This is a genomic window from Kerstersia sp. (assembly GCF_052103615.1).
Lineage (GTDB): Bacteria > Pseudomonadota > Gammaproteobacteria > Burkholderiales > Burkholderiaceae_B > Kerstersia.
Map to the genome: position 1 here is coordinate 1 of NZ_JBQEKA010000054.1, position 20,506 is coordinate 20,506.

Annotated in this window: 15 protein-coding genes; 7 read left to right on the forward strand and 8 right to left on the reverse strand. The window is 64.4% G+C overall.

Going from position 1 to position 20,506, the window contains the following annotated elements; all coding sequences use genetic code 11:
- Together ACTJGZ_RS11330 and ACTJGZ_RS11335 are read right to left on the reverse strand one after the other, a co-directional pair.
- Positions 1-206 (reverse strand): laccase domain-containing protein (locus tag ACTJGZ_RS11330; RefSeq protein ID WP_441663029.1); only part of this gene is annotated, 206 nt, incomplete at its 3' end.
- Complete coding sequence (locus tag ACTJGZ_RS11335) at positions 194-1,159, reverse strand: RluA family pseudouridine synthase (protein ID WP_441663030.1); 966 nt, start codon at positions 1,157-1,159, stop codon at positions 194-196. The genes ACTJGZ_RS11330 and ACTJGZ_RS11335, both read right to left, overlap by 13 nt.
- 122 nt (positions 1,160-1,281) lie before the next feature.
- Here ACTJGZ_RS11335 and ACTJGZ_RS11340 point away from each other — a divergent pair, with 122 nt between their 5' ends.
- On the forward strand, positions 1,282-2,061 hold the full coding sequence (locus ACTJGZ_RS11340) for an outer membrane protein assembly factor BamD (protein ID WP_441663043.1): 780 nt from the start codon (positions 1,282-1,284) through the stop codon (positions 2,059-2,061).
- Positions 2,062-2,185: 124 nt separating this feature from the next.
- Here ACTJGZ_RS11340 and ACTJGZ_RS11345 read toward each other — a convergent pair whose 3' ends face one another.
- Positions 2,186-4,264, reverse strand: coding sequence for an ATP-dependent DNA helicase (locus ACTJGZ_RS11345; protein WP_441663031.1), 2,079 nt, complete (start codon positions 4,262-4,264; stop codon positions 2,186-2,188).
- Between the two features lie 286 nt (positions 4,265-4,550).
- On the opposite strand from ACTJGZ_RS11345, the gene ACTJGZ_RS11350 reads away from it, so the two are divergent.
- The 4 genes from ACTJGZ_RS11350 (at position 4,551) to ACTJGZ_RS11365 (ending at position 12,988) form a co-directional block, all read left to right on the forward strand.
- Positions 4,551-6,929, forward strand: coding sequence for a Tex family protein (locus ACTJGZ_RS11350; RefSeq protein ID WP_441663032.1), 2,379 nt, complete (start codon positions 4,551-4,553; stop codon positions 6,927-6,929).
- Positions 6,930-7,157: 228 nt separating this feature from the next.
- Complete coding sequence (locus ACTJGZ_RS11355; protein ID WP_441663033.1) at positions 7,158-8,366, forward strand: efflux RND transporter periplasmic adaptor subunit; 1,209 nt, start codon at positions 7,158-7,160, stop codon at positions 8,364-8,366.
- Between the two features lie 21 nt (positions 8,367-8,387).
- Positions 8,388-11,519 (forward strand): efflux RND transporter permease subunit, encoded by a 3,132-nt coding sequence (locus ACTJGZ_RS11360; protein ID WP_441663034.1) that lies wholly within the window; start codon positions 8,388-8,390, stop codon positions 11,517-11,519.
- Positions 11,519-12,988: an efflux transporter outer membrane subunit gene (locus ACTJGZ_RS11365; RefSeq protein WP_441663035.1), complete on the forward strand. Its 1,470-nt coding sequence runs from the start codon at positions 11,519-11,521 to the stop codon at positions 12,986-12,988. Before ACTJGZ_RS11360 ends, ACTJGZ_RS11365 begins: the two co-directional genes overlap by 1 nt.
- Before the next feature lie 74 nt (positions 12,989-13,062).
- Here ACTJGZ_RS11365 and ACTJGZ_RS11370 read toward each other — a convergent pair whose 3' ends face one another.
- From ACTJGZ_RS11370 to ACTJGZ_RS11385, 4 genes are all read right to left on the reverse strand, one after another.
- A complete protein-coding gene (locus ACTJGZ_RS11370; protein ID WP_441663036.1) occupies positions 13,063-13,524 on the reverse strand; it encodes a hypothetical protein in 462 nt (153 codons plus the stop codon).
- A gap of 75 nt (positions 13,525-13,599) precedes the next feature.
- On the reverse strand, positions 13,600-14,949 hold the full coding sequence (locus ACTJGZ_RS11375; RefSeq protein WP_441663037.1) for a tryptophan--tRNA ligase: 1,350 nt from the start codon (positions 14,947-14,949) through the stop codon (positions 13,600-13,602).
- Between the two features lie 193 nt (positions 14,950-15,142).
- Entirely contained in the window at positions 15,143-16,240 is a 1,098-nt protein-coding gene (gene zapE, locus ACTJGZ_RS11380; RefSeq protein ID WP_441663038.1) for a cell division protein ZapE, read from the reverse strand.
- A 192-nt stretch (positions 16,241-16,432) separates the two neighbouring features.
- Positions 16,433-17,092 (reverse strand): TetR/AcrR family transcriptional regulator, encoded by a 660-nt coding sequence (locus tag ACTJGZ_RS11385; protein ID WP_441663039.1) that lies wholly within the window; start codon positions 17,090-17,092, stop codon positions 16,433-16,435.
- A 295-nt stretch (positions 17,093-17,387) separates the two neighbouring features.
- On the opposite strand from ACTJGZ_RS11385, the gene ACTJGZ_RS11390 reads away from it, so the two are divergent.
- Complete coding sequence (locus ACTJGZ_RS11390) at positions 17,388-18,872, forward strand: MFS transporter (RefSeq protein ID WP_441663040.1); 1,485 nt, start codon at positions 17,388-17,390, stop codon at positions 18,870-18,872.
- A 24-nt stretch (positions 18,873-18,896) separates the two neighbouring features.
- On the opposite strand, the gene ACTJGZ_RS11395 is transcribed toward ACTJGZ_RS11390, so the two are convergent.
- On the reverse strand, positions 18,897-19,886 hold the full coding sequence (locus ACTJGZ_RS11395; RefSeq protein WP_441663041.1) for an AraC family transcriptional regulator: 990 nt from the start codon (positions 19,884-19,886) through the stop codon (positions 18,897-18,899).
- Positions 19,887-20,009: 123 nt separating this feature from the next.
- Here ACTJGZ_RS11395 and ACTJGZ_RS11400 point away from each other — a divergent pair.
- The coding region (locus ACTJGZ_RS11400) for a fumarylacetoacetate hydrolase family protein (protein WP_441663042.1) at positions 20,010-20,506 on the forward strand (497 nt) is incomplete at its 3' end.

Genomic DNA, 20,506 nt, shown 5'->3' on the forward strand with positions numbered 1-20,506 from the left:
CAGACTGGCGCCCCCGGCAGCGCTGCGGCCAGGCGGTTGCGGTTGCGCATGACGGCCTGGGCGTCATCGCCTGCCGAGCGGCCCAGATTCAAGCTGTCGAAAGGCGCCAGACTGCTGCCGCCCTGACGCGTTGTCGTAAAGGCCGCGGCGCCCAGCCAATCCGGCGCTGACACCACCGGCAGGCCCGCCCGATCTACTCGTCCCATTCGATTGTCTCCCTGACTTGCTGCATATCGGCAGGCACCGGCGCTTGCCATTGGCAAGGGCCATGCCCTGCCGGGTCGTCGAAAAGCAATGCCCGCGCATGCAGCATCTGCCGCTGCGCGCCTCCTATTTGACGGCCGCCATAGATTTCATCGGCCAGCAAGGGATGCCCCAAACTGGCCAGGTGTACCCGTATCTGGTGCGTCCTGCCGGTTTCCAGGCGGCAGACCGCTTCGGTCACCGGGGCGCCATCCACTTTGCCCCGCGCCAAGACGGCATAGTGCGTCACCGCGGGCTTGGGCGCGACAGGATTCTCCACTGCCATGCGCACCGGCACTCGCCTATCGCGGCCAATTGCCCGTTCCACCGTCCCGTCCCGTGCCACCCAGCCATGCGCCAGTGCCATGTATTCCCGCCCCATGGTACGCGCCTGCAGCTGCCGCACCAAATGGGTCTGCGCCAATTCATTGCGCGCCACCACCAGCAAACCGGATGTGTCTTTGTCCAGCCTGTGCACAATACCGGCACGCGCCACGCCTGCCAGCTCGGGGTAGCGGAACAACAGGCCATTGAGCAAGGTGCCATGCCAATTGCCGGCGCCAGGGTGAGTGACGAGCCCGGCAGGCTTGTTGACGACGATCCAGTCCGGGCTGTCGGCAATCACCTCGAAAGCAACATCCTCCGCTTCGAACGCGCGGTCTTCAGGGGCCGGCTGCGGCACCACCGTCAGGATATCGCCAGGGTAAACCGTGCTGCGCACCTTGGCCGGCGCGGCCCCGTCATTGATGCGCACGGCGCCAGCCTCGATCCAGGCTTGCAGGCGCGCCCGCGAATGCCCTTCGATCAGCGCCGCAAGCACCTTGTCGAGCCGGTCGGCACGGAACGATTCCGGCACAACCAACTCCAAAGCGTCATCATCTGACAAAGAAACCGGGCTATCAGTACGTTCAGGCATGGTGTCGATCATATAATCAGCCCGGAATGCTAACACCAAGGATATATTCCGTGCTCAGCCAGATTGCCATTTCCTTCCGCCGCCGCGGTTCGTTCAGCCGCTCCGTGCTGCTGCCCGTCGTTCTGGGCTCGGCCGTGCTGCTGTCCGCTTGCGGCACTGCCGGCCGCGAACGCGACATTACTGCCAGCTGGACGGCGGAACAGCTTTACCAGGATGCCAAGGCGGAAGTCGAGTCGGGCAACTGGAGCGCTGCCCGCAACCGTCTCGTCTCGCTGGAAAGCCGCTACCCCTTCGGCGTCTATGCCCAGCAGGCCATGATAGACCTGGCCTACGTCAACTGGCGTGACAGCGAACCCGAGCAGGCGCTGGCCACGATAGACCGCTTCCAGCAGCAGTACCCCAATCACCCCGGCACCGATTACATGCTGTACCTGAAAGGGCTGATCAGCTTCACGCCGCCCAGTGCCTTCATGGCCAATTTTACCGGCCAGGATCCGTCCGAGCGCGATCCCAAAGGGCTGCGCCAGTCTTACGATGCGTTCAATGAACTCATCACGCGCTACCCGGACAGCAAGTACGCCCAGGAAGCCCGCGACCGCATGGCCTGGCTGGTGAACACCATCGCCATGAACGAAGTGCACGTCGCGCGCTATTACTTCGAACGCGCCGCCTATCTGGCCGCCATCAACCGCGCCCAGGCCGTGATTACCGATTTCGAAGGCGTGCCCGCAACGGAAGAAGCGCTCAAGCTCATGGTGCTGGCTTACGACAAACTGGGCCAGAACGATCTGCGCGATGACACCCAGCGCGTGCTGCTGGCCAACTTCCCCAACGCCACGCTGGTCATGAACAGCGACTACGACAACAAACCGTCGTGGTGGAACCCCATCAGCTGGTTCTGATCTGTTGGTTCTGATCAGCTGGTTCTACCGGCTGGATCTGATCCGTGGCTGAAGGACGCAGGCTGCCCGCCACCTGCGCCGCCTTCATCCGCAGCAGCAGTGTGCCGCCAGCGGCGCCTGCGGCTTACGGCTGGCCCGCCGTCACCGCGGGCGCGGCACCGGGTTCGGACGGCCCGCCGCCTGTCTCTGCCGGCGCCTGGCTGGCGCCGCGGCGTTCGCGGAAAAACGCTTTCACGTCCTCGACATTGCGCGTGCGCTTGAAAGGCGGCAGGCCACGCCACAGACGCTTGCCGTAAGGCTTATCCACCAGGCGGCTATCCGCCACCATCAGCACACCCCAATCCGACTCGGTACGGATCAGGCGCCCCGCCCCCTGTTTGAGCGCAATCGCCGCTTCCGGCAACTGATACTCGCCAAACGGATTGCCGCCGCGCTCGCGGCAGGCCCGCACTCTGGCTTCGACCACCGGGTCATCCGGCGGCGCGAACGGCAGTTTATCTATCGCCACAAGACGCAGCGCATCGCCAGGAACGTCCACCCCTTCCCAGAAGGTTGCGCTGCCGACCAGCACGGCACGCGGCTCTTTGCGGAAGCGCTCCAGCAATTCACCGCGCGCGCCCTGCCCCTGGCGCATCAGCGGCCAGTCCCAGCCGCGCTCGTCGTAAATGACTTCCAGCGCCTGAGCAATACGCTCGACAGCCCGCAGCGTGGTGCACAAGACCAGCGCCCCGCCTTCGCTGTCGGCCAGCACATCGGCCAGCATGGCGACAAAGTCTTCGGTAAACCGGGGCGACTGCGGCTCGGGCAAGGAACGCGGCACAAACAGCAGGCCCTGCGAGGCATAATCAAACGGTGATTCCCAGTAGCCGATATCGGCCCCTGACAGGCCCAGCTGGTCGATGAAATGGGCAAAATCCCCCCACACCGACAGCGTGGCCGAAGTCATGACCCACGCCTGCCCCGGCACCCGGGAACGCGCGAAGGTATCGCTGACCGACAAGGGCGCGCGCTGGATACGCAAATGATGCGCCCCCAGCTCCACCCAGCGCACCGCGGCGCCCGTCGCCTGCTCTGCCGGCGGCGCGGCTGGCGCGCCAGGCGCCGCTGGCGCCGCCTTGCCCTGCCAGCGTGCCAGCCGCGCCGCCATGCCTTGCACGGTGCGCTGCGCCGCGGCAAGGTCCGGGTGGCGCTCGGCGCAGGCCTTGAGCACGGCTTCCATTTGTTCCAGCGCCGCGCCCACCGCCTCCAGCCGCGCGCCAAAATCGTCTATGCCAAAGCGCAGCAAGTTTTCCAGTGTTGCCTTGCGGCCCGGCACCTGTTCCAGCGGCGCGCAACTCAGCCGCCACTCGCGCACCGCCGTTTCCAGCGCCCCGCACAACTCGGCCCAATGACAGGATTCGCGCGCCTGGGCCAGGCCCACCGCCTGCACCTGGCGCGCCAAGTCCAGCAACTGGTGCGTAGAGAGGCTATCCCCCAGAAAACGCGTCGCCGTATCCGGCAATTGATGGGCTTCATCGAAAATGACCGCCGACGCTTCCGGCAGCAAATCAGTCACGCCTTCTTCGCGCAAGGCCAGATCCGCCATGAACAGCGCGTGATTGACGACCACGATATCGGCTTCCTGCGCTTGCCGGCGCGCCTTGATGACAAAACAATCGCGCACATTCGGGCACTCCTGCCCCAGGCAATTGTCATGGGTGGAGGTCACGCGCTGCCAGATATCCGCCGTTTCCGGCACGGTCGCCAGGTCGGCGCGATCCCCCGTCTGGCTTTCATTGGCAAACACACGAATGCGCCGCAACTGGCTGATTTCCGCGCGCGAGCGCAGGCCCCTGTCATCCTGTTCGAGATTGGCCAGGTGGTAATGGCAAACGTAATTGCCACGGCCTTTCAGAAGCGCGACCGTCGCCGGCACGGCCAGCGCGGCCCGCACCCGGGGCAAATCCCGTTTGAATAATTGATCCTGCAAGGTGCGGGTGCCGGTAGAAATCAGCACTTTGCCGCCCGCCAACAAGGCCGGCACCAGGTAGGCCCAGGTCTTGCCCGTCCCTGTCCCGGCCTCGGCCACCAGTGTCGAGCCGCTGCTCAATGTCCTGGCAATGGCGCGCGCCAGCTCTACTTGCGCCGCGCGCGGGCGGAACCCCGGCACCCGGGCCAACGCCCCATCCTCGGCAAACTGCGCCGCCACCTGTGTTTCCAGCATGAACCTTCCGTATGAATTGCGGCCCTGATCTGCCGCTGCAATTGCGCCGCCATGTTTGCGCCGCGATGTTTGCGCCACGGTATGTGCGCCGCAGCCCGGGCCGCCTGTCTGCCTGCCTGTCTGCCTGCCTTGGCGCCCGGCACCGGTCATGGAAACCGGCGTGATTCTGGGCGCGCAGCGCAAACCAATGCAAGATCATAGCGCCTGCCGCGCAGTCAACCCAGGCACTTATGGCAAAATCGGCCACTTGTCCTGTTGATTCATCCTGTAGATTACCTGGTATTCCATGTCTGACACGACCGCCACTTACGTTGCCGAATCGCCCGAATTGGCCCAGCAGCGCATCATTGCCCAGCTTGCCACGGAGCTGTCCGTCCGCGCCGCCCAGGTGGCTGCCACGATCGGCCTGCTCGATGATGGCGCCACCGTTCCCTTCATCGCCCGCTACCGCAAGGAAGTCACTGGCGGCCTGGATGACACCGTGCTGCGCAACCTCGAAGTGCGCCTGTCCTACCTGCGCGAGCTTGAAGACCGCCGCAGCGCCATCCTCGCTTCGATTCACGAGCAAGGCAAACTGACGCAAGCCCTGCACCAGGAAATCTCGCAGGCCGATACCAAGCAGCGCCTGGAAGACCTGTACGCGCCGTACAAGCCCAAGCGCCGCACGCGCGCGCAAATTGCCCGGGAAGCCGGGCTGGACGCGCTGGTCGATGCCATCCTGGCCGACGCCGCTGCGGACCCGGCCGCGCTGGCCGCCAATTACCTGAATGCCGAAGCCGGCTTCGCCGATGCCAAGGCCGCGCTGGATGGCGCGCGCGACATCCTGGCTGAACGCTATGCCGAAGATGCCGACCTGCTCGCCGGGCTGCGCGATTTCGTCTGGCGCACCGGCCTGCTTTACGCCAAGGTCGTCGAAGGCAAGGAAAACGAAGGCGCCAACTTCCGCGACTGGTTCGATTTCAACGAAACCCTGCGCAGCCTGCCATCGCACCGCATCCTCGCCTTGCTGCGCGGCCGCCAGCAAGGCGTGCTGGATCTGCGCGTCGGCCTGGATGCCGAACAGGAAGCCCTGCTGCCCCACCCTTGCGTGTCGCGCATCGCGCATCACTGCGGCTGGAACGACAAGCTGTATGCCGCCGACGCCTCGGCCCGCGAACGCTGGATCGGCGAAGTCTGCCGCTGGACCTGGCGCGTCAAACTGCTGACGGCCTTTGAAAGCGAAATGCTGACACGCCTGCGTGAAGATGCCGAAGCTGAGGCCATCCGCGTTTTCGCGGCCAACCTCAAGGACTTGCTGCTGGCCGCGCCCGCCGGCCCCAAGGCTGTCCTGGGCCTGGACCCCGGCATACGCACCGGCGTCAAGGTGGCGGCCATAGACCGCACCGGCAAACTGCTGGAAACCGCCACGGTCTATCCCTTCGAGCCCCGCCGCGACAAAGAAGGCGCCTTGCGCACGCTGGCCGCGCTGGCCGCGCGCCACGGTATTGAACTCATCGCCATCGGCAACGGCACGGCCTCCCGCGAGACGGAAAAGCTTGCGGCCGACCTGATGGCGCGCCACCCGGAAATGAGCCTGACCCGCGTGGTGGTCTCGGAAGCCGGCGCCTCGGTCTATTCCGCCTCGGAATTGGCGGCGCTGGAATTCCCGGATCTGGACGTCAGCCTGCGCGGCGCGGCTTCCATCGCCCGCCGCCTGCAGGACCCGCTGGCGGAGCTGGTCAAGATAGACCCCAAGGCCATAGGCGTGGGGCAATACCAGCACGACGTCAACCAGCGGGAGCTGGCCCGTTCCCTGGATGCCGTCGTGGAAGACTGCGTCAACGCCGTGGGGGTGGATGTCAACACGGCATCGGCAGCGCTGCTGACCCGGGTCTCGGGCCTGAGCGCGCTGGTCGCCCGCAACATCGTGGCCTACCGCGACCAGAACGGCCCCTTTGCCGAACGCGGCAAGCTCAAGGACGTGCCCCGTTTCGGCGACAAGGCCTTTGAACAGGCCGCCGGTTTTCTGCGTATTCCCAACGGCGCCAACCCGCTGGATGCCTCGTCCGTTCACCCGGAGGCCTATCCTGTCGTCGCCCGCATTCTCGACAAGATCAAAGCGGATGTGCGTCAGGTCATCGGCCAGCGCGAAGCGCTCAAAGGGCTATCGCCCGGCGAATTCACCGATGAACGCTTTGGTCTGCCGACGGTGCGCGATATTTTCGCCGAACTGGAAAAGCCCGGCCGTGACCCGCGCCCCGAATTCAAGACGGCGCAGTTCAAGGAAGGCGTAGAAACGCTGAATGACCTGCTGCCCGGCATGGTGCTGGAAGGCGTGATTACCAACGTGGCCAACTTCGGGGCGTTTGTGGATATCGGCGTCCATCAGGATGGTCTGGTGCATATTTCCGCCCTGTCGGAAAAATTCGTGAAGGATCCCCGCGATGTCGTCCGGGTGGGCCAGACCGTCACCGTCAAGGTGCTGGAAGTGGACGCGGCGCGCAAACGCGTGGCGCTGACCATGCGCCTGAATGACGATGCGCTGCCCGCGGCCCGCCGCGGCGGCGACGCGCCCGCTGGCCGGCGCAGCAACAGCGGCGCTGCCGGGCAAGGCGGCAAGGGCAGGGGCGATGCCGCCCCCTTCAATAACGCCATGGCAGCCGCCCTGGCAAAATTGAAGCGCTGACCCTGCTGGCCCCGGTTCGGCCCGCGCCGGGCAGAACCGGGGAGCTGCCTCAGCCGGTGCCAGCCGGTGCCAGCCGGCGCTATCTGGCGCTATCTGGCGCGCCTGGGCATCAGGAGTTTCCCTGTCTCTGCGCCTCAGCGCCCCAAGCGACGCAAGCCCGACAGCCCGGATCCAAATTTCCTACACATTCCCGGGTTAGAGTAACGTTCCCAGCGATCCGAGGTTTCCATGATGTCCGCTTGCCCGTCTTCCGGCTCTTTCCGCTTTTCTGCACGGCACGGCCTGCGGCCCCTGCTCCTGCCGGTACTGCTGGCCCTGACGCTGGCGGCCTGCTCCAATGACAAAGCCGCCGCGCCGCCCCCGCCGGCCGCCGAAGTCATCGTGCAGCCGATCACGGTGCAGCCGCTGGCCCTGAACCAGCGTTTGCCCGGCCGTACCGTGGCCTACATGATTTCCGATGTGCGCCCTCAGGTCGGCGGCATCCTGCAGAAAAGACTCTTCACGGAAGGCCATGAGGTCAAGGCCGGTGAAGTGCTCTATCAGATAGACCCGGCGAGCTATCAGGCCGCCCTGGATAGCGCCAAAGCCAATCTGGCCCAGGCGGAAGCCGCCGTGCTCGCGGCCCGGCCCAAGGCCCAGCGCTATGCCAATCTGCTGAAACTGGATGCCGTCAGCCAGCAGGCTGCCGATGAGGCCCAGGCCACGCTGCGCCAGAACGAAGCGGCGGTTCTGGCCGCGCAAGCCGCGCTGCAGACAGCCCGCATCAACCTCGATTACACCCGCATCAAGGCGCCGATTTCCGGTGTCTCGGGCACTTCCAGCTACACCCCCGGCGCGCTCGTGACCAGCAACCAGGAAGCGCCGCTCACGACCATCCGCCAGCTCGATCCGATTTATGTGGATGTCTCCCTGTCCAGCGCCCAATTGCTCTCCTTGCGCAAGCGCATGAGCAGCGGCGACCTGAAATCAGCGGGTGAAGCCATAGATGTGCGCGTCCTGCTGGAAGATGGCAGCACCTACGATCACACCGGCGCGCTGGCATTCATCGGCACCTCGGTGGGCACAGACACCGGGGATGTGCTGCTGCGCGCCGTGCTGCCCAACCCGGACGGCCTGCTGCTGCCCGGCATGTATGTCCGGGCGGAACTGCCCATGGCCATCAATGACAATGCCATTCTGGTGCCGCAAAGCGCCATTACCCGCAACACCCGCGGCGAAGCCACGGTGCAACTGGTCGATGACAACCAGCAGATCAGCCAGCGCGTCATTCAGCTGGGCGATGCGCTGGGGGACCAGTGGGTCGTCCTCTCCGGGCTGCAAGCCGGCGAGCGCCTGGTCATCGCCGGCGGCAGCCGGCTCAAACCGGGCTCGACCGTGAACGCTGTGTCCGCCGCCCCTCAGGCAGAGGCCCCGGCGCCCGCTCCTGCTGCCAGCTAACCCGCCGAGGAGCCTGACGACGTGTCCCGTTTTTTCATCGACCGCCCCATCTTTGCCTGGGTCATCGCAATCGTCATCATGCTGGCCGGCGTGCTGTCGATCAAACTGTTGCCGCTGGAACAGTACCCGGATATCGCGCCCCCATCGGTATCCATCCGCGCCACCTACAACGGCGCTTCCGCCGAAACGGTGGAAAACTCCGTCACGCAGGTCATCGAACAGCAAATGACCGGGCTGGACAATCTGATGTATATGTCCTCGACCAGCAGTTCGTCGGGCACCTCGCAGATTTCCCTGACCTTCGAATCCGGCACCGACCCCGATACCGCCCAGGTGCAGGTACAGAACAAGCTGAAGCAAGCCGAACGCATGCTGCCGGAGCCGGTGCAGGATACCGGCGTCACCGTCACCAAGTCATCGGGCAATATCTTCATGGTGCTGGCGTTCACGTCGGAAGACGACAGCATGAACCGCACCGATATCGCCGACTATATGGCGGCGACCCTGCAGGACCCCATAGGCCGCGTCAACGGCGTGGGCAACGTGCAGGTCATGGGGTCGAAATACTCCATGCGCATCTGGCTGGATCCGGACAAGCTGCGTACCTATCAGCTCATGCCCTCGGATGTCTCCAACGCCATCCAGGCGCAGAACAATGATGTTTCCTCGGGCGCGCTGGGCGCCCTGCCTTCCATCCAGGGCCAGCGCCTGAACGCCACCATCAGTTCGCGCAGCCGTCTGCAAACCCCCGAACAGTTCGAGCGCATCATCCTCAAGGCGGCGCCCAATGGCAGCGCGGTCTATCTCTCCGATGTCGCCACCGTCGAACTGGGCAGCGAAAGTTACGCCATCAGCAGCCAATTCAATGGCAAGGTTTCGGCGGGCCTGGGCATAGAACTGGCCAGCGACGCCAATGCCCTGGACGTGTCGCATGCCGTCAAGGAAAAGCTCGCGCAGCTGGCGGAGTTCTTTCCGCCAGGCCTGACGTATCAGGTCGCCTACGACACCACGCCGTTCGTGCAGATTTCCATCAAGGAAGTCGTCAAAACCTTGATCGAGGCCATCGTCCTGGTGGTGCTCATCATGTACCTGTTCCTGCAGAACTGGCGCGCCACACTGATCCCGGCGATCGCGGTGCCCATCGTGCTGCTGGGCACCTTTGGCGTCCTGGCGGCGCTGGGCTATTCCATCAACACGCTGAGCATGTTCGGCATGGTGCTGGCTATCGGCCTGCTGGTGGATGACGCCATTGTGGTGGTGGAAAACGTCGAGCGCGTGATGGTCGCCGAAGGCCTGTCGCCGCGCGAAGCCACACGCAAGTCCATGGGCCAGATCACAGGCGCCCTGGTCGGCATCGCGCTGGTCCTGACTGCCGTGTTTCTTCCCATGGCCTTCTTTGGCGGCGCCACCGGCATGATTTACCGGCAGTTCTCGGTCACCATCGCCGCCTCCATGATTCTTTCGGTGCTGGTCGCCATGACGCTGACGCCAGCGCTGTGCGCCAGCTTCCTCAAGCCCCTGACGGCGGGCAGCCACGGCAGCCAGCGCGGTCCGCTGGGACGTTTTTTCTCCTGGTTCAACCGGGCCTTCGACCGCAGTGCCACCCGCTACCAGCATGGGGTGCGCCGGGTGGTCACGCATAGACTGGCGTCGCTCTTCGTCTATGTCCTGCTGCTCTCCGTCATGGCCCTGCTGTTCTGGCGCCTGCCTACCTCCTTCCTGCCGGAAGAGGATCAGGGCATCCTGATGGTGCAGGTCAAACTGAACGCTGGCACCACGCAGGAAGTCACGGTAGCCACCATGGGCGAACTGACCGACTATGCCCTGAGCCAGCCCGAAATCCAGTCCGTCATGGCCATTTCCGGCTTCAGCTTCAGCGGCAACGGCCAGAACGTCGGCATGGCCTTCGTGAAGCTCAAGGACTGGGCCGAGCGCACGGCCAATGCCCAGGAAATCGGCCGGCGCATTTCCGCCGAAATGGCCAAGGTCAAGGACGCCCAGATTTTCGCCATGGCGCCCTCCGGCATCCCCGGCATGGGCCGCAGCACCGGCTTCACGCTGCAATTGCAGGATCTGGGCGGGGTCGGGCACGATGCGCTGGTGCAAGCCAAAGACGAATTGCTGCGCCTGGCTGCCGACAACCCCAATCTCATCAACGTCCGTTATGGCGGACAGGAAGATTCGCCGTCCTTCGATATCCAGATCGACGATGCGCGTGCTGCCGCGCTGGATGTCTCGCTGGGCGATATCAACAACACGCTTTCCATCGCCATGGGCGGCTCTTACGTCAACGACTTCATCAATCGCGGACGCATCAAGAAAGTCTATGTGCAAGGCCAGGCAGAAGCGCGCATGCTGCCCCAGGACATCAACCGCTGGTGGGTGCGCAACAGCAATGGGGAAATGGTCTCTTTTGCGGCCTTTTCCACCAGTGACTGGAGCCAGGCGCCCGCCGCGCTCTCGCGCTTCAACGGCTCGGCAGCATTGGAAATCACGGGCGAACCCGCGCCCGGCGTCAGTTCCGGCACCGCCATGAGCGAAATCGCCAGCCTGGTGTCCCAGCTTCCCGCAGGCGTCGGCTACGCCTGGTCGGGGCTGTCCTACCAGGAACAGATTTCCGGCGCGCAGGCGCCGCTGCTCTATGCCGTCTCCCTGCTATTCGTGTTCCTGTGCCTGGCGGCGCTCTATGAAAGCTGGTCCATCCCGTTCTCGGTCATGCTGGCCGTGCCCATCGGGATCGTCGGCGCGCTGCTGCTGACCTACTCGCGCGGCCTGGCCAATGACGTTTACTTCCAGGTTGGCCTGCTCGCCACCGTGGGCCTGGCCGCCAAGAACGGCATTCTGATCGTGGAGTTCGCCCGCGACCTCGAAAACCGCGGCATGAGCCTGATTGACGCCACCTTGCATGCGGCGCGCATGCGTTTGCGGCCCATCATCATGACCTCCCTGGCCTTCCTGCTGGGCGTGTTCCCGCTCGTGATCAGCGCCGGCGCTGGCGCTGGCGGGCGGCACTCGCTGGGCACGGGGGTTTTCGGCGGCACACTGATTTCCACCCTGCTGGGTATTTTCTTCGTACCGCTGTTCTATGTCATCGTGCGCCGTCTGTTGCCTGGGCGCAAGCGTGTCACGCGCCATGACGAGGATCCAAGCTGATGTCTCTGTTCCCTCCTCCTCTGCGCCGTCTGGGGCTGGCCGCTCTGGCGCTGGCCCTGGGCGGCTGCACCACGCTGGCGCCCGACTACGAACGCCCGCCGCTGCCCATCCCCGCCAGCCTGGATGGCGCCAGCCCTGACACGGCGGCGGCCGCTTATGTCCCGCCCGCCTGGCGCGCCGTGTTCGTCGATCCGCAGCTGCGCGACGTCTTGGCGCTTGCGCTTGCCAACAACCGCGACCTGCGCGTGGCCCTGCTCAATATCGACAAGGCACGCGCGCAATACCGCATCCAGCGGGCGGACAACTGGCCCTCGGTCAACCTCAACGGCCAGCACAGTGCCTCGCGTTCCGTCATCGGCGAAGACACGACCCAGGTCAACCGCAGCAGCTCGCTGCAGGCAGGCCTGAGCAGCTGGGAATTGGATCTTTTCGGGCGGCTGCGCAGCCTCAACCAGCAAGCGCTGGAAACCTATCTGGCAACAGAAGAGACCCAGCGCAGCACGCAACTCAGTCTGTTGGCGGAAACGGCCAGCGCCTGGCTGGAAATCGCCGCCAGCCAGCAACGGCTGGCCGTGGCCCGGGATACCCTGGCCAGCCAGCAGCGCACCCTGGCATTGACCCGCGCCATGCACGACGAAGGCGTGGCCTCCGGTGTCGATCTGGCCTCGGTCCAGGCCAGCGTGGAGAGCGCCAGGGTGGATGCGGCTGCCTACGAAACGAATCTGGCCCAGGCCCGCAATGCGCTCGACCTGCTGGCCGGCACCGCTGTGCCCGCGAATTTGCTGCCGGACGCCGGGCTGGATGCCATGCAGGCGTCCGTCGTCCTGAGCGAACTGCCGGCCGGGCTGCCCTCCAGCGTGCTGCTGCTGCGCCCGGATGTCCAGGCCGCCGAACATGCGTTGCTGGCCGCGAATGCGAACATAGGCGCCGCCCGCGCCGCCTTTTTCCCCCGGATATCCCTGACTGCCGGTGCCGGGATAGGCAGCCAGGGCCTGTCTGACCTGTTCGATGGCGGCGGCCACCGCATCTGGTCATTCGTGCCCAGCATCACGCTGCCCATCTTCAATGCTGGCGCCTTGCGCGCAGAGCTGGATGTCGCCACCCTGAGCCGCGACATCAATGTCGCCCAATACGAGCGCGCCATCCAGACAGCCTTCAAGGAAACGGCGGATGCGCTGGCGGTGCGCGCGCGGATTGCAGAGCGCCTCGATGCCCAGCAGGCGCTGCTTGCCGCGACCCAGCGCAGCTATGACCTGGCCGATGCGCGCTACCGCAACGGCGTGGACAGCTATCTGGAAACCCTGACTGCGCAGCGCAGCCTATATGCCGCGCGCCAAAGCCTCATCAGCCTGCGGCTGGAAGAAGCCAGCAACCGCATCACGCTCTTCAAAGTGCTGGGCGGAGATGGCAGCAATGAACCGGTGCCAACCGCGCCAGCAGCCAGCGCCAACCCCGCCGCCGCGTCCTGACCCCATGCGCGGCAAAAGGGCCTGCGCAGCAGCGCAGGCCCCTTAGCCCCTTCCCCTAGGCACATTGGCCTGTCTTAGTCGAGCTCGGCCCGATTGAGGACTGCGCCGCCCTGCGCCTTCAGGTGCGAGACCAGGCTCAGGGTGCTGGCCGCATGGGTATCGCAAGCCCCGGCGGCGCCTAGCTCACGCAGCGCGCCGTCGATATAAACGGAAAAATACTCGGGTTCGCCTACGCCCAGATGCTGGGCCACCATTTGGGCTGTGCCAGCAATCAGGGCCGCATCGCCAGCCTCCAGGCCGCTGATGGCGCAATTGCTGGCAATGAGATTCGCCAGGGCCAGCCCATGCAGGGCAGGCGCGGATGCCATCTCGGCGATCACGCTTGCCGGCGGCGTCTGGATCACAGGCTGAACCTTGGGCGCAGCCGCCAGTGCAGCTGTCCCAGACAGGCAGGCCAGCATGGCCAGCGCTGCCGCGGCAGCCTGCCGCAAAGCGGGCTGGCGCGAGCCAGCGCGCCGGTGCTCAGAAACAATCATGAGGATTTTCCAGTGATGCATTGGCGGGAAGACTCATGCCCGGGCAGACGCCTGGATAGCCAGGGTGGTCTGCCATCAGGCCTGTTTCAGGACTTCCAGCTCCCAGCGCAGGCGCTCATCAAAGCCTGCCACATCCTGGCCGCCAGCTGCCAGCGCTGCGCCATCCAGCGATACCACCCAAGCGCCATCGACAAAGGCGATGGACACATTGTCCGGCTCGGCCACCAGGCGGCGCGTAACCGCGCCGATATCCTTGGGATTGGCGAAAACACGCGACAGCAGCAATTCCTCGCCATTGCCGCTCAGCAGGCGGAAGCGGAACGCCCCGTCTGGATCGCGGAAACTGACAAAACGCGGCGGCTTGGGCGCCACTGCGCTTTCCTCTGCATTGGCCTGCTGGGCAACTGCCGTCTTCAGGCTGCGCAGGCCAACCGCCGCGCGCAGCGTCTCCAGCGCCGGAGCCGACTCCTGACGGGCCTTGCGCGCCCCGGCCAGCAAAATATCTTCGATATCATCGGGACGGGCAATCAGCGTCTCATAGCGCTCGCGCATGGGCGCCAGCATCTGCTCCAGCAGCGCCAGGAAGGCTTTTTTGGCATCGCCCCAGCCCATGCCGTCCAGCAATTTCTGACGGAACACGGCGCTGTCCTCCGCGCTGGCGAAAGCGCGGTAGAGCGTGAACAGGTGCGAGGCGTCAGGGTCTTTGGGCTCCCCCGGTTCACGCGAATCCGTGACGATACGCATCACCGCATCCTGCAGGGCGCGCGCCCCGCCAGCAAACAGCGGAATCGTGTTGTCGTAGCTCTTGGACATCTTGCGGCCATCCAGGCCGGGCAAGGTCGCCACTTCCTCTGCAATCTCGACGGCGGGCAGCACGAACAACTCCTTGCCCCGGCCATACAGGTGATTGAAGCGCTGGGCAATATCCCGCGCCATTTCCAGGTGCTGGATCTGATCGCGCCCCACCGGCACGCGGTGGGCATTGAACATCAGGATATCGGCCGCCATCAGCACCGGATAGGAAAACAGGCCCATGGTGATGCCATCATCGGCTTCTGCTTCACGCGCCAGGTTCTGGTCAACCGCCGCCTTATAGGCATGCGCGCGATTCATCAGGCCCTTGGAGGTCACGCAGGTCAGCAGCCAGGACAGCTCCGGAATTTCCGGAATGTCGGATTGGCGATAGAAGGTGACACGCTCGGTATCCAGACCGGCCGCCAGCCAGGTGGCCGCAATTTCCAGACGCGAGCGCGCAATGCGCTCCGGGTCATCGCACTTGATCAGCGCATGGAAGTCGGCCAGGAAAAAATAGGCATCGACATCCGGCTCCGTGCTGGCGTTGATTGCCGGGCGGATAGCGCCCGCGTAATTACCCAGATGGGGAATGCCGGTGGTGGTAATGCCTGTCAGTACACGCGTAGTCATGGTATCGGGAAAAAACTGGGCTGGACGGAACCGTGCCGCGCAAAGACAACTGCGCAGCGCGGCCTAACTTGAGCTTTTAAGCTTCCCAGTGTAACGCGGCTGCTCACGCTCACACAGGCCGTCCGTCCTGCCATGCCCCGGCCGTGGCGGCTTTCCAACCGGCGGCAGGCGCCCGCGCCTGCCGCCGCGGCCCTTACAGGGCCGAGACCATACGGCGTTCGCTTTCCAGATACTCGCGCGACTGCATCTCGACAATGCGCGACACCGTGCGATGGAATTCGTTGGCCATGGGGCCATCGACATACAGTTGCTCGGCCTCGCATTGCGCCGACATCACCAGTTTCACCTTGTGGTCGTACAGCACATCTATCAGCCAGGTAAAACGGCGCGCCGCCGACGCATCCCGCGCCGTCATGCGCGGCACATCCGACAGCAGCACGGCCTCGAAACGCGCCGCCAGGGCCAGGTAATCATTCTGGGAACGCGGGCCATCGCACAAGGTGGTGAAATCAAACCACACCACATCGTCGGCCAGGCGCACCGCCTTCAGTTGGCGATGCTCGACTTCCAGCACCGGCGGCTCCTGGCTCGGGGTCTGGGCGAAATGGGCGAAGGCCCGTTCCATATGGGCATCCGCCTGCGGCCCGAGCGGCGTGTAATAGCACTCGACCTGCTCCAGCGCGCGCTGCCGGTAATCCACGCCGGTATCCACATTCATGATATCCATGCGGTCCTGGATCAGGGCGATGGCGGGCAGGATGCGGTCGCGGTGCAGGCCTTCGGGATAGAGGGTCGAAGGCTCGTAATTGGAGGTCATGATGAACGACACGCCATATTCGAACAGCTTGAGCAGCAAGCGGTACAGAATCATGGCATCGGCCACATCCGACACGTGGAATTCGTCGAAACAGATCAGCTGATATTTTTCAGCGACACGGCGGGCCACCTCATCAAGCGGGTCCTCCATGCCTTTCACGGACTCCAGTTCCTTGTGCACGCCGCGCATGAACTCGTGAAAATGCAGGCGGCCTTTGCGCTCGACTGGCGCCGTCTCGAAAAAAGCATCCATCAGAAAGCTTTTGCCGCGCCCCACGCCACCCCAGAAATAGACGCCGCGCGGCGCCGGCTCATGGCGCCGGAACAGACGGCCAAACAGGCCGCTTTCGCGCTTCAGATAGACTTCCCAGTCGTCGTAATAGCGTTGCAGGCGTTCTATCGCCTTGCGCTGCGCGGCATCCGGCTGGTAGCCGCGCTCGGCCAGAGCATGTTCGTAGTACTCGATGACATTCATGCGCCCATCACTCCATGGCAGTCGCAGACCAAGCGAGAGACGCACTGCAAGGTGCCTTCATCTTCCGCTCAAAAGAACGATTGTAAGGGCGGGTTGGCGGCAGAAACACAGATATCCCGGAAAATCCTGTTAAAAAACAGGCGGCCCAATCCGTTGCCATCGCTGCTTGCGCCCCCGCGCTCATGCGCGCGCCTAGGCTGCCCCGTCCGCAGGCGCGCCCGGCGGCGGCAGCAGCCTCAGGCAATTGTCAGCCAGCGCCTGCGCGAACGGCGCCACCGCTTCCGCCCGCGACGCGATCAGATCGTCGGTCGCGCCATGCACGCCGGCATAGATCAGCAGCGCGGCCATGCGCGGCCGTGGCGCCGCCCAGACGCCCGCTTGCGCCCCGCCCTCGATGATGCGTAGCAACTGCGCCAGGATGGCATTGCGCGCCGGGTTGTCACGATCCAGGTGATGGTGGTTGGTATAAACCATATCGTGAGTCCGGTAGGTTTGCGCGTAAGCCGCGACGCTGGCCGTGATCCAGGCCCGCAGCCGCCCGTGCCAGTCCTGCGCGCCACAGGCCGAGACTGCCGTTTCCAGACTGGCCAGGAACTGCTGGGTGTAGCGGCGCTCCAGCGCCTCCAGCATCTCGTGCTTGGCGGAAAAGTAGTGGTAGAAGGTTCCCTTGGCGACACCCGCCCGTTCCACGATCTCGCTGACGGTGGTGGCTTCCACCCCTTTTTCCAGGAACAAGGCCTCGGCTGCCGCCATCAACTCTTCCAGCCTCACCTCGGCGGGCTTGGTGCGCGTTGCCTTGGGGCGGGCAGCGGCAGGCGCGTCCATGGCGGTCTCCACTCGATTGGCTGTCATCCTTTTTGCACTCATGATTAAGGGGTTACGCAACACGCACGGCCGTCCTGATGATCCTGATATGGCCCTGATATGGTCCTGATAGGGCCCGGATGGCCAGTGGCGCGCAGGACTGAAACAGGCGGCTGCGGCCCGCCCCGGTTTGCGGCAGCCCGGCACGGCGGCAGTCTAATTGAAATCTTCGCATAGCGAGCGAAAAAAAATCGAATCAACAATTGACCGACGGTCAGTCGATTGATAGCATGATGCAAATACAGATAACCATTCGCATCTTTCCGCACGGAAACTCCTCATCATGAATACCGCACGCCGCCGTGCCGCTCTTGCCGCCGCCTATCTCGGCACCTTTCTGGCGACCCTGGACATCAGCATCGTCAACGTCGCCCTGCCTACCATGCAAACCGCCCTGGATACCGATATCGCGGGTTTGCAGTGGGTCGTCAACGCCTATGCCATCTGCCTGTCTGCCTTCATGCTATCCGCCGGACCGGCATCCGACCGTCATGGCCACAAGCGTGCCTGGCTGGCTGGCGTCGTCCTGTTCACCGCGGGTTCGGCGCTGTGCGGGCTGGCCCCGACACTGGGCATACTGCTGGCGGGCCGCGCCGTCCAGGGCCTGTCCGCCGCCCTGCTGATCGCTGGCGCCCTGCCCATCCTCACGCATATTTTCCCGGAGCCCAAGGCGCGCGCCAGCGCCATCGGCGGCTGGTCGGCTTTCTCCGCCCTGGCCTTGATCCTCGGCCCGCTGCTGGGCGGCCTGCTCTTGGACAGCTTCGGCTGGCAAAGCATTTTCCTGATCAATCTGCCATTGGGTCTGCTGGCTATCGCCCTGGGCGCCTGGGGCATCCCCGAGCGCCGCTTTCCCGATCATGCGGCCCGCGACCCCTGGGGCCAGGCCCTGAGCATTCTGGCCCTCGGCGCCTTGGCCTATGGCCTGATCCAGGCGGGTGAAACCGGGTTTGCCACGCCCTTGACCTTGCTGACGCTGGGCCTGGCGCTGGTGTGCCTGCTGCTCTTCGCCATGGTGGAAAGACGCGTCGAGCGCCCGCTGCTGCCCCTGGCGCTGTTCCGCCAACCCGCTTTTGTGCTGGCCAACAATGCCTCGTTCATGCTGGGTTTCGCCTATTACAGCAGCCTCTTTTTCTTCTCGATCTACCTGCAGCAAATCCATGGCTGGTCACCGGTGGAAACCGGCTGGCGCATGATGCCGCAGTTCTTCGTCACGGGTTGCCTGTCCATGCTGTTCGGGCGCCTGGGCATGTGGCTGCCGGTACGCACGCTGATGATCAGCGGCTATGCGCTGATCGCCATCGCCATGTTTGCCATGATGCTATGCGATGCCCAGACCGATTATGTCTTCATCGGCATCAATCTGGCGGTGCTGGGCGCGGGCGCCGGTCTGGCGGTGCCTGCCACCAGCCTGGTCATCATGGGTATGGCGCCCCCGGAGCAGGCTGGTTCCGTGTCGGCGACCATGAATGCGCTGCGCCAGGCCGGCATGACATTAGGCATCGCCTTGCTTGGCGCCTTGATGAGCAGCCGCGCCATTCATCAGCTCACGGCCAGCGCTGCCGACGCCGGGCTGCCCGATGCCCCTGCGCTGGCTTACCAGGCCATCACCCAGCATCAGTTTCCGGCTGATCTGGCTGCGCAATTGATGGAGCGCTACATCGCCGCCATGACGGGCGGCTTCCATCTGGCCATGCTGGGCGCAGGCGTATCGGCTCTGCTGGCCATAGGCGGACTCCTGGTGCTGCGCGCCCCCGCGCAGCAGGATTGATACCGGCGGCGCGCCGCCAGCGTCTTAATCGGCAGGCAGCGGCCGTCCGCCCAGCTGGAAGCGCTGGCGGTAAGCGGACGGTGTCATGCCTACCACTTGCCGGAACCGGCGCGCGAAATGCGCCGGTTCACTAAAGCCGACATTTTCGGCAACTTTCACCGAAGGCTCAGAGGTAAAGGCCAGCAGGGTTTTGGCCCTATCCATGCGCCGCTCCGTGACCAGCTCCAGAAACGTCTTGCCTGTTTCGCTCTTGAGCAAATGGGCCAGGTACGTTGTCGATACGCAACTGGCCTGGGCGGCGTCGCTCAAGGTCATCTCACTGGCCAGATTCTGCGTCACATAGCGTATGCAACGCAGCACGGCGGGTTTATAGGTCTGCGGCACCAGGCGGCGCGCATCGCAATCACGGAAATTGGCCCCATACTTTTTCCATACCAGCCCGAACAGGCTGAGCAGGTGGCTGCGTATCAGCAAATGGCTGACGGTTTCCTCATCCTGCAGGCTGCGCGCATCCTGCTCCATGCGTTCACACATCTGCTGCAGGCGCTGCGTCTCGTCCTGGCCAAACTGGAACGTCAGGCAATGCTGGAAACGAAACGGCGCCAGTTCAGGCGCCCGGGCCAGCGGCACCTCTGAAAGGTCCAGCACATCATGATCCAGTGAGGGCAGCAGGAACTCTTTGCTGATATTGATGATGTAGAAAACCCCGTCGGCGGCATTGGGAATGTAGTGCGCCAGAAACGGCAGGACAAAGCTCACCGTGCCCGGCCCGATCGGGCTCTCCTCGCCGCCGATGTAATGCGTGGTGCGCCCCTGGATGCTGACATAGATCTGGAAATACTCGTGCCGGTGCGGCACCGGGTTGGGCAGGCTGTTGCTCTGGTTGTGAATCCCGAAATAGGCGTGCTGGGCGCGCGTGGCCATCGTGTAGTTACTGATGGCTGCGCGGCCGACTCCCGCGCGCGTCGCGTCTGCGCCGGGCGTGGCATCTGAGGGCTGGAACGCAGGTTGCATACTCTTGGCGAACTGAATCGCAAGGATTGCACAGCTTTCAGCAAGCCTGTGCGTTGTAGGGAGAAGACCGTATTTCTAGACTATAGCCACTCCTTTCACAACGCTCCAGAGAGATTAACCCCCATGTCCATGCCCCCTAGCGCCACACCGCTTTCCGCCAGCACGCCGTTGCAGGTTGCCCCGACTTTCCTGGATATCGTCGGCAGCCGCCAGCCTTTTCCGGTGCGCCGTGTGTACTGCGTCGGCCGCAACTATCTGGCCCATATCCGCGAAATGAAAGAAGGCGATGAACGTGATCCGCCTTTCTTCTTCCAGAAACCGGCAGATGCCATCGTGCGCGACGGACGGGTGCCCTATCCCGTCCTGACCGATGATTTTCAATTCGAATTCGAACTGGTGATCGCCATCGGCAAAGAAGCCCAGGACCTGCCGCCCGACACCGCGCTGGACTGCGTATTCGGCTATGCCGCCGGCCTGGACATGACGCGCCGCGACCGCCAGCGGGAATGCAACAAGCGCGGCCTGCCCTGGGAACAAGGCAAATCCTTCGACCACTCCGCCCCTTGCGGCCCCATCCACCCGGTGGAGCATGTCGGCCATCTCCGCGCCGGCACGCTCAG

Coding starts and splice junctions, on each gene's coding strand:
- ACTJGZ_RS11335 (WP_441663030.1), bottom strand. CDS start 1,159: ATGCCTGAACGTACTGATAGCCCGGTTTCTTTGTCAGATGATGACGCT.
- ACTJGZ_RS11345 (WP_441663031.1), bottom strand. CDS start 4,264: ATGCTGGAAACACAGGTGGCGGCGCAGTTTGCCGAGGATGGGGCGTTG.
- ACTJGZ_RS11350 (WP_441663032.1), top strand. CDS start 4,551: ATGTCTGACACGACCGCCACTTACGTTGCCGAATCGCCCGAATTGGCC.
- ACTJGZ_RS11355 (WP_441663033.1), top strand. CDS start 7,158: ATGATGTCCGCTTGCCCGTCTTCCGGCTCTTTCCGCTTTTCTGCACGG.
- ACTJGZ_RS11365 (WP_441663035.1), top strand. CDS start 11,519: ATGTCTCTGTTCCCTCCTCCTCTGCGCCGTCTGGGGCTGGCCGCTCTG.
- ACTJGZ_RS11370 (WP_441663036.1), bottom strand. CDS start 13,524: ATGATTGTTTCTGAGCACCGGCGCGCTGGCTCGCGCCAGCCCGCTTTG.
- ACTJGZ_RS11375 (WP_441663037.1), bottom strand. CDS start 14,949: ATGACTACGCGTGTACTGACAGGCATTACCACCACCGGCATTCCCCAT.
- zapE (WP_441663038.1), bottom strand. CDS start 16,240: ATGAATGTCATCGAGTACTACGAACATGCTCTGGCCGAGCGCGGCTAC.
- ACTJGZ_RS11385 (WP_441663039.1), bottom strand. CDS start 17,092: ATGACAGCCAATCGAGTGGAGACCGCCATGGACGCGCCTGCCGCTGCC.
- ACTJGZ_RS11390 (WP_441663040.1), top strand. CDS start 17,388: ATGAATACCGCACGCCGCCGTGCCGCTCTTGCCGCCGCCTATCTCGGC.
- ACTJGZ_RS11395 (WP_441663041.1), bottom strand. CDS start 19,886: ATGCAACCTGCGTTCCAGCCCTCAGATGCCACGCCCGGCGCAGACGCG.